14 protein-coding genes are annotated in these 15,134 nt (G+C 74.3%); 7 read left to right on the plus strand and 7 right to left on the minus strand.

The window, feature by feature from the left end; all coding sequences use genetic code 11:
* Nucleotides 1-49 precede the first annotated feature (49 nt).
* A complete protein-coding gene (locus tag ACTEI_RS20635; RefSeq protein ID WP_122979149.1) occupies nt 50-1,645 on the plus strand; it encodes a sulfatase family protein in 1,596 nt (531 codons plus the stop codon).
* Between the two features lie 47 nt (nt 1,646-1,692).
* Here the strand turns inward: ACTEI_RS20635 and ACTEI_RS20640 are convergent, their stop codons facing one another.
* Complete coding sequence (locus ACTEI_RS20640) at nt 1,693-2,634, minus strand: phosphotransferase family protein (protein WP_122979150.1); 942 nt, start codon at nt 2,632-2,634, stop codon at nt 1,693-1,695.
* Nucleotides 2,635-2,794: 160 nt separating this feature from the next.
* Entirely contained in the window at nt 2,795-3,196 is a 402-nt protein-coding gene (locus tag ACTEI_RS20645) for a hypothetical protein (protein ID WP_122979151.1), read from the minus strand.
* A gap of 65 nt (nt 3,197-3,261) precedes the next feature.
* On the opposite strand from ACTEI_RS20645, the gene ACTEI_RS20650 reads away from it, so the two are divergent.
* From ACTEI_RS20650 to ACTEI_RS20660, 3 genes are read left to right on the plus strand one after another with little or no spacing between them, the layout of a single operon-like run.
* Nucleotides 3,262-4,266: an ABC transporter ATP-binding protein gene (locus ACTEI_RS20650; RefSeq protein WP_122979152.1), complete on the plus strand. Its 1,005-nt coding sequence runs from the start codon at nt 3,262-3,264 to the stop codon at nt 4,264-4,266.
* Nucleotides 4,263-5,063, plus strand: a complete 801-nt coding sequence (locus ACTEI_RS20655) for an ABC transporter permease (RefSeq protein WP_122979153.1) — start codon at nt 4,263-4,265, stop codon at nt 5,061-5,063. The genes ACTEI_RS20650 and ACTEI_RS20655 overlap by 4 nt, the downstream gene beginning before the upstream one ends.
* A complete protein-coding gene (locus ACTEI_RS20660) occupies nt 5,056-5,868 on the plus strand; it encodes an ABC transporter permease (RefSeq protein WP_122979154.1) in 813 nt (270 codons plus the stop codon). The genes ACTEI_RS20655 and ACTEI_RS20660 overlap by 8 nt, the downstream gene beginning before the upstream one ends.
* Here the strand turns inward: ACTEI_RS20660 and ACTEI_RS20665 are convergent.
* Entirely contained in the window at nt 5,862-6,740 is an 879-nt protein-coding gene (locus ACTEI_RS20665; protein WP_122979155.1) for a nucleoside hydrolase, read from the minus strand. The genes ACTEI_RS20660 and ACTEI_RS20665 overlap by 7 nt on opposite strands.
* A gap of 275 nt (nt 6,741-7,015) precedes the next feature.
* Between ACTEI_RS20665 and ACTEI_RS20670 the strand changes: the two genes are divergently transcribed.
* Both ACTEI_RS20670 and ACTEI_RS20675 read left to right on the plus strand, forming a co-directional pair.
* Nucleotides 7,016-7,975: a pectate lyase family protein gene (locus ACTEI_RS20670; protein WP_122979156.1), complete on the plus strand. Its 960-nt coding sequence runs from the start codon at nt 7,016-7,018 to the stop codon at nt 7,973-7,975.
* A 71-nt stretch (nt 7,976-8,046) separates the two neighbouring features.
* Complete coding sequence (locus tag ACTEI_RS20675; RefSeq protein ID WP_239082441.1) at nt 8,047-9,051, plus strand: pectinesterase family protein; 1,005 nt, start codon at nt 8,047-8,049, stop codon at nt 9,049-9,051.
* Between the two features lie 552 nt (nt 9,052-9,603).
* Here ACTEI_RS20675 and ACTEI_RS20680 read toward each other — a convergent pair.
* The 3 genes from ACTEI_RS20680 to ACTEI_RS20690 form a co-directional block, all read right to left on the minus strand.
* Entirely contained in the window at nt 9,604-9,993 is a 390-nt protein-coding gene (locus ACTEI_RS20680) for a hypothetical protein (protein WP_122982293.1), read from the minus strand.
* Nucleotides 9,994-10,174: 181 nt separating this feature from the next.
* Nucleotides 10,175-11,371, minus strand: a complete 1,197-nt coding sequence (locus tag ACTEI_RS20685; RefSeq protein WP_122979157.1) for an outer membrane protein assembly factor BamB family protein — start codon at nt 11,369-11,371, stop codon at nt 10,175-10,177.
* A gap of 172 nt (nt 11,372-11,543) precedes the next feature.
* Entirely contained in the window at nt 11,544-12,950 is a 1,407-nt protein-coding gene (locus tag ACTEI_RS20690; RefSeq protein ID WP_122979158.1) for an aminotransferase-like domain-containing protein, read from the minus strand.
* Between ACTEI_RS20690 and ACTEI_RS20695 the strand changes: the two genes are divergently transcribed.
* Nucleotides 12,949-13,935, plus strand: coding sequence for a DMT family transporter (locus ACTEI_RS20695; RefSeq protein WP_122979159.1), 987 nt, complete (start codon nt 12,949-12,951; stop codon nt 13,933-13,935). The genes ACTEI_RS20690 and ACTEI_RS20695 overlap by 2 nt on opposite strands.
* On the opposite strand, the gene ACTEI_RS20700 is transcribed toward ACTEI_RS20695, so the two are convergent.
* A complete protein-coding gene (locus ACTEI_RS20700; protein ID WP_239082440.1) occupies nt 13,848-15,131 on the minus strand; it encodes a D-alanyl-D-alanine carboxypeptidase family protein in 1,284 nt (427 codons plus the stop codon). The genes ACTEI_RS20695 and ACTEI_RS20700 overlap by 88 nt on opposite strands.
* Nucleotides 15,132-15,134: the final 3 nt, after the last annotated feature.

Raw genomic sequence — 15,134 nt, forward strand, 5'->3', positions numbered from 1 at the left:
TACCCTGCCGGGTTCCAGCCCTTCGCCGACGGAGCCGTTCGTACCCACCATGCCCGCACAGCCACGCCACCTGCTCAGCCGCCTCGCCGTCGCCACCACGCTGCTCGTCACCACGGGCTGCGCGGCGGCGGAGCCACCGTCCGCCGTCCCGGCCACCGCGTCATCGTCCGCGGTGGCGCCCCCGCGCGCCGCCACGTCACCGCCCGGCACCGTGCCACCGGGCGCCGCCGGCTCGCCCGGCCGGCTGCCCGAGTCCGCCCGGGCCCGGCCCAACATCGTCTTCGTGCTGGCCGACGACCTGTCCGACGACCTGCTGCCGTACATGCCGAACGTGCTCGCCCTGCGCCGCGACGGCACCTCGTTCGCGAACTACACGGTCACCGACTCGCTGTGCTGCCCGTCCCGGGCGTCCATCCTCACCGGGCGGTACCCGCACAACACCGGCATCGTGAAGAACAACGGCTCGGACGGCGGGTTCCGGCTCTTCCACAGCCGCGGCCAGGAACGCTCGACGTTCGCCACCGATCTGAAGGCGGCCGGGTACCGGACGGCCTTCTACGGCAAGTACATGAACGAGTACTTCCCCCGCGGCACCTTCGGCGGCCGCCGGCCGTACGTGCCGCCGGGCTGGGACGACTGGGCCGCCGGCGGCGACGCGTACGGCGGCTTCGACTACGAGCTGAACGAGAACGGGACGGTGCGCCGGTACGGCTCCCGGCCGCAGGACTACCTCACCGATGTGCTGTCCGGCAAGGCACAGGACTTCATCACCGCCTCGGCGGCGGCGGGCAAGCCGTTCCTGGTGGAGGTGTCGACGTACACCCCGCATCTGCCGTACACCCCGGCGCCGCGCGACGCGCAGTCGTTCGCCGGGCTGACCGCGCCGCGCAGCTCCGCGTACGACGCGGTGCCGGTCGACGCGCCGCCGTGGCTGGCCGGGCACCCGCCACTGCCCGCCTGGCTGCACCGGCACATCGACGACAGTTTCCGCAAGCGGGTGCAGTCGGTGCAGGCCATCGACCTGATGGTGGGCCGGCTGCGGGAGACGCTGGCCCGCGTGGGCGCCGCCCGCGACACCTTGGTGATCTTCAGTTCGGACAACGGCTACCACATGGGTGAACACCGGCTGAACCCCGGGAAGATGACCGCGTACGAGAGCGACATCCGGGTGCCGCTGATCGTGGCCGGCCCCGGGGTGCGCGCCGGCGCGGTCGTCGACGCGCCGGTGGAGAACATCGACCTGCGCCCCACCTTCGCCGACCTGGCCGGGCTCCGGGCGTCCGCGGTGGTCGACGGGCGCAGCGTCGAGCCGCTGCTGGGCGGGGTGGTCCCGGCCGGCTGGCGGACCGCCGCGCTGATCGAGCACAGCGATCCGGCGACCGATCCGTTGGACCCGGACTACAACCGCGACTCCGAGAACGTCCCGCCGTCGTACGACGCGCTGCGGACCCCGGCGTTCACGTACGTGGAATACGTCGACGGCAGCCGGGAGTACTACGACCACCGCTCCGATCCCGACCAGATGCTCAATCTGGCGCCCGGGCTCGATCCGGAGCGCCGGACCGAGCTGCACGAGGCCCTGCACGCGCTGAACACGTGCACGGGCGCCGCCTCCTGTCACGCCGCCGGCCGCACGCTCGACTGACCCCGGCCGCGGCGACGGGGACAGGGCCGGCGGCGCTCGCGGCGCGGTCAGCCGGTGCGGGCCAGCAGTTCACGGATCCGGTGCAGCGCCCGCTGGAAGTACCGATGCTCCGGCGGGCGCGTGAGGAAGTCGGCGAGGGCGTACAGGTCGAGCGCCGCGCTGAGCTCCCGCCAGTCCGGCGGCAGACCGCCGCCCGCGTCCCGGAAGCCGCCGACGAACGCCTCGGCGAAGCCGGGCGGGCGCGGGTCGCGCAGCATGTTGCCGACGTCCACCAGCGGCGGACCGCTGAACGCGAACTCCCAGTCCAGCACGGCCGTCACCCGCCAGCGGCCGTGGTCGGCGTCGACCAGCAGGTTCTTCGGGTTGTAGTCGCTGTGCACCAGCAGCCGGCAGCCGTGCACCGCGACCAGCAGCGCGGTGGCCCGGGCGGCGTGCTCGCGCAGGGCGCGCTGCTCACCGGCGGTGAGGTGACCGGCCGCGTCGCCCTGCGCGAGGCACCGCTGCACGAAGTCGTCCAGCCCGGCGGCCGGTTCGACACCGGGCGGCCCCGGGGTGAGGCTCGCGTCGGCGAAGAACCCGGGCGCCTCGAACGACACCGTCCCGATCCGGGCCAGCGTCAGCCCGACCGCCCGTCCGCACTGCTCCGCCACACCCGCGTCCGCCGAGGCCAGCACGTCGCTCAGCGGCCGGCCGGGCCGGAATCGGGACAGCAGCGCCGGTTCCCCGGCGAGCCGGCCGGTCTCGTCCGCCGCGACCACCTCGGGCACCGGGACCACCCCGGCGAGGCGACGTGCCAGCGCCGCCTCGACCGCGCACGCGTTGCGGCCGCGGTAGCGCCGCAGCACGTAGGTGTTCCCGTCGTCCGTCGAGATCGCCACGTTGTGGTTGCTGAAGCCGCCGGTCAGCTCGCGCACCCCGGTCACCCGGCGCCCGGGCAGCGCCTCGGTCCGTACCCAGTCCCAGATCATGACCACCTCAGCCGCCGGCATCGACCCGGTCGACAGTAGAGCAGCCGGCCGGCTTGCGCTGCGCGATCGGCCGCCGGAACGCCACTACGGGCTGCGGCGCGCCCCGCGGGCGTCCCCCGCGTCGGTGAACCGGCCCTCGCGGCGTGGTGCGGCCGGTCGGCGGGCCGCGTGCCACCACGGCTCAGCGGTCGCCCAGGCGGCGGCCGAAGCCCAGGAAGCGCCGCCGGGGCACCGGGTCGAAGTCGCCCGGCGCCTCGGCGTAGCGCTGCTCGAACGCGGCGGGGACCATCACGCCCTGCGGGTCCATGTCGCGGAACGCGTCGTTGAGGCGCTGTTCGTGGTACTCGGACCCGGTGGCCGCCGGCAGCTCCCGGAAGAGCCGGGCGAGACCGCCGAGGCCGAAGTACTCGCAGGCCGCCGCGGCGGCCTCGAAGTCGGCCGGGCTGCAGCCGGCGCAGGCGAGGCCGGCGCCCCCGGTCATCATCGCGCCGTGGACCAGCAGCAGCGCGCCGAGGTGGCGGTCGCCGACGCCGCCGCCCCGGTTCGCGCAGCCCCGCCTCCACACCACGTCGACGTCCCGCATCCCTCGATGATCCCGGCCCGGGAATCCGGTTGACCCGGATTCGCCCCGATCGGTAGACCGTCGGCATGGCGCTCATCACCGTGCGGCAGTTGACCAAGGAGTATGTGCGGACCAGGCCGGTTAGGGGCCGGTTCGGCACGTTGCGCACCCTGTTCACCCGGGAGAAGGAACGCACCCTGGCCGTCGATCACATCGACTTCACCGTCGACGAGGGTGAGGTGGTCGGCTGTCTGGGTCCCAACGGCGCCGGCAAGTCGACCACCATCAAGTTGCTCACCGGCGTGCTGTGGCCGACCGGCGGGACGGTGGAGGTGGCCGGGCCGGACGGGCCGGCGGTGCCGTGGCGCGACCGGAAGCGGATCGCCCGGCGGATCGGCGTGGTGTTCGGCCAGCGCAGCCAGCTGTGGTGGGATCTGCCACTGATCGAATCGTTCAAGCTGGTCGCCGCGCTGTACGACGTCCCGGGCCCGCGCTACGCCGGCAACCTGGCCCGGCTGCGCCGCTTGCTGGAACTCGACCCGTTCCTGCACACCCCGGTCCGGCAGCTGAGCCTGGGCCAGCGGATGCGCGGCGACCTGGCGGCCGCGCTGCTCCACGATCCGCCGGTGCTCTACCTCGACGAGCCCACCGTGGGCCTGGACGTGCTGGCCAAGGAGACCGTCCGCGGCTTCGTCGACGAGGCCAACCGCAGCGGGCGCACCACCGTCCTGCTGACCACGCACGACCTGGCCGACGTGGAGCGGCTGTGCCGGCGGATCCTGCTGATCGACCACGGCCGGGTGCTCTACGACGGGCCGGTCGACGGCCTGGTGCGGCGGTACGCGCCGCACCGGGACGTGCTGGTCCGGCTGGACGGCGCCGAGCCGGCCGGGGACCGGCTGACCCTGGACGGGTTCGTCGGCGAACGCGAGCACGACGGCCGGTGGCGGTTCCGGGTGGGCCGCGACGAGCCGGTGCACCGGCTGCTGGCCGCGGCCGGCGACGGGCGGCGGATCCGGGACCTGTCGGTGGTCGAGTCGAACCTGGAGAGCGTGGTGCGGGAGTTGTACCGGGATCGGCGGGAGGGGTGAGGCCCGCGCTGCGCGCCTACCGCGCGTACCTGCGGGCGGCGGTCGCCATGCGGTTGCAGTACCGGGCCACGCTCCTCGCCTCGGCCGGCGTCACCCTGCTGTGGATCCTCCTGGTGACCCGGGTGTGGGCGGCCGCCTACCAGGACCGGGAGACGGTCGCCGGGCTCAGCCTGCGCAGCACGGTGGTGTACCTGACGCTGGCGAGCCTGCAGGCCGTCGTGCTCAACTCGCCGCTGCCGTGGATCGTGGCGGGCCGGGTCCGCAGCGGGGAGGTCGTCTTCGACGTCAGCCGCCCGCTCGGCTACCCGGGGCAGATGCTCGCCCTGCAGGCCGGTCAGTCGCTGACCCAGACCACGGTGATGGTGCTGGTCACGCCGCTGGCCGGGCTGCTCGGCGGGCTGTCCGCGCCGGCCGGCCTCGCCGCCGGGCTGCTCTACCCGGTGGCCCTGCTGCTCGGCTGGACGCTCAACGCGCTGCTGTCGCTGCTGGTGGCGCTGGCCGCGTTCTGGACGGTGGAGAACCTGGGGATCTCGGTGCTGTACCGCTTCGTCGCGGCGTTCCTGGCCGGCGCCAGCGTGCCGCTGTCGTTCTTCCCCGGACCGTTGCGGGTGCTCGCCGAGGCGTTGCCGTTCCGGTTCGTGGTGCACGAGCCGGCCGCGATCTACATCGGTCAGATTCACGGTACGGCGGTGCTGCGCGGCTTCGCCCTCGCGCTGGCCTGGATCGTGCTGCTGGCCGGGCTGGCCGCCGTGGTCTGGCGCCGGGCGTACCGGCGGATCGTGGTGCACGGTGGCTGAGCTGCGCCGGCAGATCCGGCTCTACCTGCTGATGCGGGGCGCGGCCCTGCGCGGCGCGGCACAGTACCGCGGGAACATCGCGGTGATGGTGCTGGCCGGCGCGGTCTACCAGGGCAGCGGCTTCGCGTTCGTCGGGGTGCTGCTGCACACGTTCGGCACGGTGGCCGGGTGGCGCCTCGGCGAGGTCGCCTTCCTGTACGGGATGCGCCTGCTCGCGCACGCGCTGTGGCTGGTCACCCTGGACGGGGTGGGCCAGGCCGACGCCGCGATCCGGGAGGGCCACCTGGACCGGATGCTGCTGCGCCCGGCGAACACCCTGGGCCAGCTGGCCAACCACACCCGCTCGCTGCTGCCGTTCGGCGACCTGTCGGTGGCGCTGGTGGTCTTCGGCGTCGCGCTGACCGTGGCGGACGTCGACCTCTCGCCGGGCTCGGTGGCGTTCCTGCTGCTGGCGGTGGTCGGCGGCGCGCTGATCGAGGGCTCCGCGGCGGTGCTGGTCGCGGGTTTCTCGGTACGCGTGCCGGACACCTGGGCGCTGCGGACGGTGCTGTTCGACGCGTTCGACACGCTGGGGTCGTACCCGCTGAGCATCTTCGGCAGCGGGGTGCAGCGGGTGCTGACGTACGTCTGGCCGATCGCGTTCGTGGCCTTCCTGCCGGCCAGTGTGGTGCTGGGCAGAACCGGTCAGCTCGCGGTTCCGGCAACGCTCGGGTACGCGACCCCGGCGGTCGGGGTGGTGCTGTTCACGCTCGCCTACCGGTTCTGGCGCCGCCAGCTGCGCGGGTATCAGGGCGTCGGTCACTGACCCCGGATGCGCCGCAGCAGGACGGGTCCGGCCGGCTCGGCGAGGGACAGCACCACGCGTACCGCGGATCCGGTCGGGTCCTCGACGGTGCGCCCGTCGGCCGCCACCCGGATCGACAGCCGCGGGGCGTCGGCCGGGGTCACCTCACCGGCCGCGACGGCGGCGGCCAGCGGGTCGTGCAGCGGGATCTCCCGCGCGCCCAGCCGCGACTCGTACGCGTCGAAGTAGGCCGGGAGCATGTCGGCGAGGACGGTGTGCAGCGGGGTGCCGCCGGCACGCAGCGCGTCGCTGTCGGCCACCGTCCAGCGGTGCTCCACGGTCACGTCCAGCGGGACCAGGGTCACCGGCCACGGCGCGGACAGGACCGTGGCCGCGGCGGCCGGGTCGTGGCGGATGTTGGCCTCGGCGCGCGAGGTGCGGTTGCCGGCGGTCCGGACCGCGCCGCCCATCACGGTGACCGAGGCGACCAGCTCGGGCAGCCGCGGCTCGGCCGCCAGGGCGGCGGCCAGGTTGCCGCACGGACCGGTCACGATCACGTGCAACTCGCCCGGGTGCCGCCGGGCCAGGCCGAGCAGCAGGTCCACCGCCGTGCCGGGCGCGGGGCGGCCGCCGGCCGGCAGCCGCACCCCGCCCACGCCTCCGCCGCCGTGCACCGACACCGGGTACGGCTGCTCGCCCTCACCGACCGCGACCGGGATGTCGTCGCGGCCGGCGAGGGCGAGCAGCCCCAGCGTGTTGGCGGCGGCCTGCGGCGCGGTGGTGTTGCCGTTGACCGTGCCGATCCCGGCGAGCGTGACGCCCGGGTGGGCCAGCAGGTAGGCGATGGCGAGCGCGTCGTCGATGCCGGTGTCGCAGTCCAGGTAGCTGAGCATGCCTGTAGTTCTACAGATGTTGCACGCCGGGGGTGGTCCCCGCGGGCCGATGAACCCGCAGGTCAGCGTGAACCGGTTAAGACCGAGGCGAAACACGCCGGAAATCAATGATTGACAGACATGGATGACCGGCCTAGTTTCGGGGCCGAGGAAAGCGCTTACCTGCAGGGTGGGGCCGCCCACCCGACATCTCCACAGCGCCAGACCGGCCGTTCGTGCCGGTTCTCGATGCCGCTCCCCCAGCGGCTCCCCGCTCCACAACGGAGGGAATCCCCATGTCTCCATCGCGTCGTACCGTCCTCGCCGCGACCGCCGCCGGTGTCCTGGCCGTCGGCGGCACACTCGCCGCCACCGGCGTCAGCGCGTCCGCCGCCGAGTCCAGCCCGGTCGGGTTCGCCAGCCTCAACGGCGGCACCAGCGGCGGCTCGTCGAGCACCGTGGTCACCGTGACCACGGCGTCCGCGCTCAAGTCGGCGCTGAGCTCGAGCACCTCACAGACCGTACGGGTCTCCGGCCTGATCTCGATCTCGGGCATGTACACCGTCGCCTCGAACAAGACGGTCATCGGCGTCGGCTCGGGCTCCGGGATCACCGGCGGCGGCCTCAACCTCTCCGGCGTACGGAACGTGATCATCCGCAACCTGGTGTTCCGCAACGCCGGCGACGACTCGATCAACGTGCAGTCCGGCACCACCAACGTCTGGATCGACCACAACGACCTGGCCGACGGGTACGACGGCCTGATCGACATCAAGCGCGGCTCGGACTTCATCACGGTGTCCTGGAACCACCTGCACGACCACGACAAGTCGATGCTGCTCGGGCACAGCGACGACAACGGCTCCCAGGACATCGGGCACCTGCGCGTCACCTACGTGCACAACTGGTTCGACGGGACGAACCAGCGGCACCCGCGGGTCCGGTTCGCCAACCCGGTCCACGTGCTGAACAACTACTACAGCAACGTCGGCTCGTACGGCGTGGCGTCCACCGAGAACGCCGGCGTGCTCGTCGAGCGCAACTACTTCGAGAACGTCGCCCACCCGACGGTCACCCAGACCGGCGACTCGGCCGAGGGCAACCTCCGGGTGCTGAACAACTACCTGGTCAACTCGGGGGCCGAGGAGGTCCGCAACGGCGCCGGCGTCGCGGCCATCCCCTACTCCTACACCCCTGAGGCCAACAACAAGGTCAAGGCCACCGTCACGGCCGGCGCCGGCACCGGCAGGATCTGACACCCGCGCCGACGGCGCCCGCCCCGATCCCCAGGCGGGCGCCGTCCCCTTTTCACCGGAAGGACACCTCGATGCCGGGCTCCCCGCTTCCCCGCCGCATGATGGCCACCACCGCCGCGTCCGTCATGTGCGCCACCGTCCTGACCGGCACCGCGCAGGCCGCCACGGCGCTCACCGTCGCGGCCGACGGCTCCGGCGACCACACCACGATCCAGGCCGCGGTCGCCGCCGCCACCAGCGGCACGGTGATCACCATCAAGGCCGGCACCTACCAGGGCCAGGTGCAGATCCCCGCCAGCAAGTCGGGCATCACCCTGCAGGGCGCGACCGGCGTCTCCGCCGACGTGGTGATCACCGGCAGCACACCGGCGTCGACCGCCGGCACGGCCGGCAGCGCCACCGTGCACAATCTGGCCCCGAACAGCACCATCAAGGGCCTTACCATGCAGAACACGTACGGCAAGGGCAGCCAGGCGCTCGCGCTGTACGCCGCCGGCGACCGGCAGGTCTACCGCAACGTGCAGATGAAGGGCTACCAGGACACGTTCCTGTCGTGGGGCGGCACCGGCGCGAAGCAGATCCGCCAGTACGTCTACAAGAGCTACATCTCCGGCGCCGTCGACTTCATCTACGGCAACGGCGCGCTCGTCATCGACAGCACCACGATCGAGTCGCTGGACACCGGCAGCACCTCCAACAACGGCTACATCACCGCGGCCGCCACCGACGACAGCAACCCGTACGGCATCCTGATCACCCGATCGGTGCTGAAGAGCTCGGCCGCCGCCCGGACCGTGGCCCTGGGCCGCTGCTGGCATGCCGGCGGCGCGGCCGACGCCATCGGTCAGGTGCTGGTCCGCGACTCGACGCTCGGCGGGCACATCCGGCAGGCCGGCGCCTGGCAGGACATGAGCGGCTTCTCCTGGAGGACGTGCCGCTTCAGCGAGTACGCCAACACCGGCGCGGGCGCCACCACCGGCACCGCCGACCGCCCGCAGATGACCGCGTCCACGGCCGCGAACCACACCGCCCAGAGATATCTGGCCGGCGCGGACGGCTGGAACCCGGTCCCGTAGCGCGCCCCCGCGGCGAAACCCGGCCGCGGCGCCGCCGTCCTGCGGCGATACGGCGCTGAGCTTCGGCGGACCGGCCACGGCTCGGCGGACCGGCCACGGCTCGGCGGACCGGCCACGGCTCGACGGACCGGCCACGGCTCGGCGGACCCGCCACGGCTCGACGGACCCGCCACGGCTCGACGGACCCGCCACGGCTCGACGGAGCCCGCAAGCGCGCGCCGAGCGGAAGCCGGCCGCGCCCGCGGGCGGGTCCCGGCGCCACCGGCGGTCAGGCCACCCGCGCCACTTGTCGGCGCGGTCGAGTCCCTGCCCCGCAGGAACCAGGCCAGGGCGGCGGCCAGCAGCATCAGGGCGACCACGCCGAGGGCGAACCACAGGCGGGGGTTCGGGACCATCGCGGCACCCGGACATGCTGCCCGCGAACGGGATGCCACGACATTGCCCGTACGGATGATCAATCGACACGGGTCGAAGAATGTGAGGGCCCTTCGCGCGCCGGGCAGGCGTGTGGAACACCGCCCGTGCGATCACGCGTTCCCCTTGACCGGCCGGTCACCACTCCCGCCAGGTGTCGGTGAGCTCGGACCGGTGCAGCCCACGCCGCGACGTCAGGGCCGCCACGTCCACGCCCGCCCCGGTCAGCACCGCGTCGATGTACTCGGCCAGCTCCTCCCGCTCACCGGTCTCGATGTGACCCCCGTCCACCTCGTTCAGCGCGGTCACGACCCGCTCGACGGCCGCCCACAGCTCCCCGTCGCCGGGCGTCGGCAACCCGGCGATCTCCCGCTCGTAGGCGTCCAGGACGGCATCGACCGCGTCGGTGAAGCCGGCGGGCCACAGCAGGGCCGCGGTGGCCTCGTCGTGCTTCACCGTGCCGGCCGCAACCGCCGCCGCCTGCTCGGTCACCTTACGCCGCCACCGGGTACTGGGTCGTTCGCTCATGACGGTCAACCTAGACGGACCCTACGACAAGAAAGTTCGACCCGCGGCCCGGCGACGGCGAGACGGTGGCCGTCCGGGATCGCCCGGGCGACGCGCCGCAGGGGGATCGTCGGGGCGGCGGTCGCGGCAGGCCACCCGGGAACGGGTGGGCCCGGCCGGACCCGGGCCCACCCGCGGGCGCTCAGCGGCCGTACGCCACCAGGCGGCCGGACGCCGGCACGAGCAGCACGCCCTGCCCGGCCGCCAGGCCGGTCAGCGGGGACGAGACGTTGTGCTCGTCGGGCGGCGTGATCTCGGCGCCGGTGTCGGCGGACCACACCGCCCGGCCGGTGGCCGGGTCGACGGCGTACACCCTGCCGCTCTGCGAGCCGACGTAGACGTAGCCGTTGACGACGATCGGCGCGGTGCGCAGCTGGCTGCCGTCACCGGTGAAGGTCCAGAGCGGCTGGTCCGGGGTGGCGGCGTCCGCGGCGTGCAGCTCGCCGCCGGTCACGAAGAAGCCGGTCCGGCCGGAGAACGCCGGCGCGGGCATGCCCGACGACCCGAAGCGCGTGCGCACCTGACCGGTGCCGAGGGCCAGCACCGGCAGCGTCTGGTCGAACGACTCACGCACCCACAGGCCGCCGGCCGCGACGACCGGGGTCTTGCCGCCGCCGCCCGAGCATCCGGTGGAGTGCACCCAGCGGGTCGCGCCGGTCGCCGGGTCGAACCGGTACGACTGCTCGCACGCGTACGACACGTAGACGCCGGTGGCGGTCACCGCCGGTGAGCTGTGGTCGCCGTTCGCGACCGGGGCGGTCCACACGAGCGAGCCGGTCGCGGCGTCCACCGCGTACACCGTCCCGCCGGAGCCGGCCCCGCCGGTGTAGACCAGGCCGGCGTGGTACGTCGGCGCGGAGCTGAACGCGTACTGCCCGGGCAGATCGGTCTGCCACAGCTGGCGGCCGGTCCGGATGGCGAACGCGGTCAGCCGGCCGTCGCCGTTGATCGTGTAGACCCGGCCGCCGCCCAGGGTCAGCGCCGACCAGTAGTACGTGCCGCCGAGTTCCACCGGAGGCCACACATCCTTGCCGGTGCGGGTGTCCACCGCGTACAGCGAGGTGCCGTAGTCGTCGCCGGTGCGAACCGTCACGAACGCCTTGTTGTCGGCGATGACCGGGTACGACACCGCCTGCCCCAGGTCGCGGCGCCACTTCTCGTCGAGCGGGGGCGCGGCCACCCCGGCTGCCGAGTGCCCGTCGTGCCGGGCGTTGATCTGGTAGGCCACCGCGACGCCGGTGGCGTCGGCCGCCTCCGCGGGGGTCGCGACGACGGTGAGGGCGAGCGTGGTGACGGCAGCGGCGGCGAGCACCGCACGTATCGGTGAGCGTCTGGCCATGACGGATCCCTTCCCCGTGTGACACCCGCTCCGGCATTGCGGGATGTCGATGCCTTTCCGACTGTAGGACGGGGGTACGACAATCCGCTGATCCGTCATCGGCGAGCACGCGCGGCGCGACTCCGCGCGGGCGGGCCGGGGCCGGCGCGAGACCGCCGGCGCCCGGCGCGACTCAGCGCGAGACCGCGCGGGCCAGCCGGCGGACGGCCTCGTCCATCAGGTCGGGTGGCGCCGCGGCCCACGTCAGGCGCAGGTGGGGAGCGGGCGGCTCGGCCGCGAACCACGGGCGGCCCGGGAAGACGACGACGCCCTCGGCGGCGGCCGCGCTCGCCACGTCGGCGTCGTCGGCGCCGTCCGGAAGGCGGACCCACAGGTGCAGGCCGCCGCGCGGGGCCACCGGCGGCAGCAGCGCGGGCAGATGGCGGCGCAGGGCGGACAGGAGCGCCTCACGGCGGTCGCGCAGGGCGAGCCGCAGCGTACGCAGATGGCGGCCCCAGGCCGGTCCGGTGACGAACTCCAGCGCGGCCTGCTGCAGCGGCCCGGCCACGAAGAAGTCGTCGAGCAGGCGGGCGGAGCGCAGCCGCGCCCCGGCCGGGCCGCGCGCGCCGATCGCGGCGATGCGCAGGCCGGGGGCCGCCGACTTGGTCAGCGAGCGCAGGTAGATCACGTGCCCGTCCGGGTCGTCGGCGGCCAGCGGGGGCGGGGCCGTGCCGTCGATGACCAGGTCCCGGGCGTAGTCGTCCTCGATCAGGAAGGCGCCGTTGTCGCGTACCGCGGCCAGCACCGCGGCCCGGCGCCGGTCCGCCAGGGTCGCGCCGGTCGGATTGGCGTAGAGCGGCTGGCAGTAGAAGATCCGGGCGCCGGTGCGGGCGAAGGCCGCGGCGAGCTGGTCCGGAAGGACCCCGTCGGCGTCGGCGGGGACCGGCGCCACCCGCAGCCCGCCGGCCCGGGCCGCGGCCAGCGCTCCCAGGTAGGTCGGCGACTCGACCAGCACGGTGTCGCCGGGCGCGGCGAGCGCGCGCAGCGCCGACGACAGGGCGGCCTGGCCGCCCGGGCAGATCACCATGTCCCGGCCGCGCAGCCCGGCGCCGCCGGCGCCGTCCCGGGCCTGCCGGGCGAACCAGTCGCGCAGGTCCTCGCGGCCCTCGGCGGGGCCGCGCTGCCAGGCGGCGGGCTGCCGGGCGATCCGGGACAGCGCGACGCCCAGCGCCGCGGCCGGCTGCAGGTCCGCGTCGAGGTAGCCGCCGGACAGCGGGATCGCGCCGGTCGGCGGTAACGCCAGTAACGCCGTCATCTCGCTCTCGCCGGATCGGCGCGGCCCGAGCGCGACGGTCTGCCAGGACAGGTCCGGCGCGGGCGCCGGCTTCGCCCGCGCCGCCACGAACGTCCCGCGCCCCGGACGCGCTTCCACCAGGCCCTGCGCGACCAGGACCCGGATCGCCCCGCTGACCGTGACCGGCGAGGCGTGGTGCCGCCCGGTCAGCTCGCGCACCGACGGCAGCCGCGTTCCGGGTGCCGAGGCGGCCACCAGGCGGCGCAGATCTTGGATAACGCGCTGTGCTGCGTTACCGTCATTCATGAGAGAGCAGAGTAGCGCTACCGACCGCAGCACGGTAACAGCCGGTCTTGTCCTGGGGGCGCTGGGCGTCCTGGCGTTCAGCATGTCGCTGCCGGCCACCCGGGTCGCCGTGCGTGAGCTCGACCCGTGGTTCGTGGCGTTCGGGCGGGCGGCCGGCGCGGCGGTGCTCGCCGCCGCGTACCTGCGCGCCGTCCGGGCGCCCCGGCCCACGCGGGCCCAGTGGCGGCGGCTCTCGGTGGTCGCGCTCGGCGTGGTCGCCGGTTTCCCGCTGTTCACCTCGCTGGCACTGACCAGCCAGACCGCGGCCCACGGCGCGGTGGTGATCACCCTGCTGCCGGCCATGACCGCGATCGTCGCGGCGGCGCGCGCCCACGAGCGACCGCCCCTGGCGTTCTGGCTGGCCGGCGGCGGCGGGCTGGCCGCCGTGCTGGTCTTCCTGGGCACCACCGGGGCGGTGCACGGCTCGCTCGGCTCCGGCGACCTCCACCTGCTGGCCGCGGTGGCGCTGTGCGCCGCGGGCTACGCCGAGGGCGGGGCGCTGGCCCGGAATCTGGGCGGGGCCCGGACGATCTGCTGGGCGCTGCTGCTGGCGCTGCCGGCCACGCTGCCGATCACCCTGGTCGCGCTGGCCGGTCGTGCGCCGCACGCCGGCGTCCACGGCTGGGCGGCCTTCGGCTACCTGACCGCGGTGTCCATGTTCCTCGGCTTCTTCGCCTGGTACGCCGGTCTGGCGCGCGGCGGCATCGCGCACGTCGGGCAGATCCAGCTGGCCCAGCCGGTGCTGACCCTGCTCTGGTCGGGGCTGTTGCTGGGCGAGCCGGTGCCGGCCGCCTCGATCGGGGCGGCCGTGGTCGTGCTCGGCTGCGTGGTGCTGACCCAGCGCACCCGGGCCGCCGGTCACGTGCGACGGGTCAGCCTCCACCACAGCGACGGCGTGCCGGTTCCGGCGTCGGCGCGCAGCGGCACCCGTACGCCGGAAGCCTGAACCTCGCCGACCGCCTGCCCGGCACGGACCTGCGCGCCCAGCCCCGTCGTGGTCGTCGTGACCGGGACCGCGAGGCCCGGCCACCCGACCACCCGCAGCGGGCTGGCCGGGGTGACCGTGACCGACGAGCCCCACGCCGTCCGCACCGTGCCGACCGGCGCCGCGGCCAGCAGCGGGTACTCCCGCACCGTCGCGCGCACCGCGGCGAGCAGCTTGCGGACCACCCGGTTGACCGCCGCGAGCTGCCCGGACGTGTCGGTGCCGGGCTGGTTGAAGACCGCGCCGACGATCACCAGCTTGCGGCCGCCGACCGCGAGCCGGGCGGCGAAGAGCAGGTTGCCGCCGGCCTCGTCGGTCGAGCCGGTCTTGATCCCGAAGACCCCGTCGACACCGAGCAGGGCGTTGTGGTTGTGCACCCGCCCGGCCACCGGCAGCTGCGCCTCGGGCATCGCCACAATGTCCGCCAACACCTCGGACTTGAGCACCTCCTGGGCCAGTTTCACCTGGTCGGCAGCGGTGCTGACGGTGGTGGGCAGGAAACCGCTCGGGTCGGTGTAGTCGGTGCCGGTCATCCCGAGCTCGTCCGCGGCGGCGTTCATCCGCTCGACGAAGGCGTCGACGTCGCCGGCGGTCCAGACGGCCAGTTGGTGCGCGATGTTGTTCGCCGACGGCACCAGGAGCGCCTCCAGCGCGTCGCGCTCGGTGAGCCGCTCCCCCTCGACCACCTGGACCAGCGCCTGCCCGCTGGGGATGCGGGAGCGGTAGTCGGCCACGTCGGCGGCGGTGACCGTGAGGGTGGGGCCCTCCTCGTCGCCGTCGAGGGGATGGCTCTTCAGCACCACGTAGGCGGTCATCACCTTGGCGACGCTGCCGATCGGCCGGGCCGTCCCGCCGCCCGAGCCGCCGAGACGGCCCAGCCCCTGGATCATCAGCTCGGCGGAGCCCTCCGCCGGCCACGGGATCCGCGGGGCGGCGCCGGGAATCCGGACGGTGGTGGCGAGCCCGGTGCTCAGGGTGGCGGCCGGGAGGTCCCGGACGAGTTGCGCCGTCGTCCCCGCGCCGAGCAGCCCGACCACGAGGACGGCCAGCAGGAGCGCGGGCAGGCCGCGCTTGCGCGCCGGGGGTTCGCCCGTTCCCGGTACGGGATTTCGCCCACGGTACGTCGAGCCACCGCCGACCGCCGCGGCCGCGGGCACCGT

It is taken from the genome of Actinoplanes teichomyceticus ATCC 31121 (assembly GCF_003711105.1).
Taxonomy (GTDB): domain Bacteria; phylum Actinomycetota; class Actinomycetes; order Mycobacteriales; family Micromonosporaceae; genus Actinoplanes; species Actinoplanes teichomyceticus.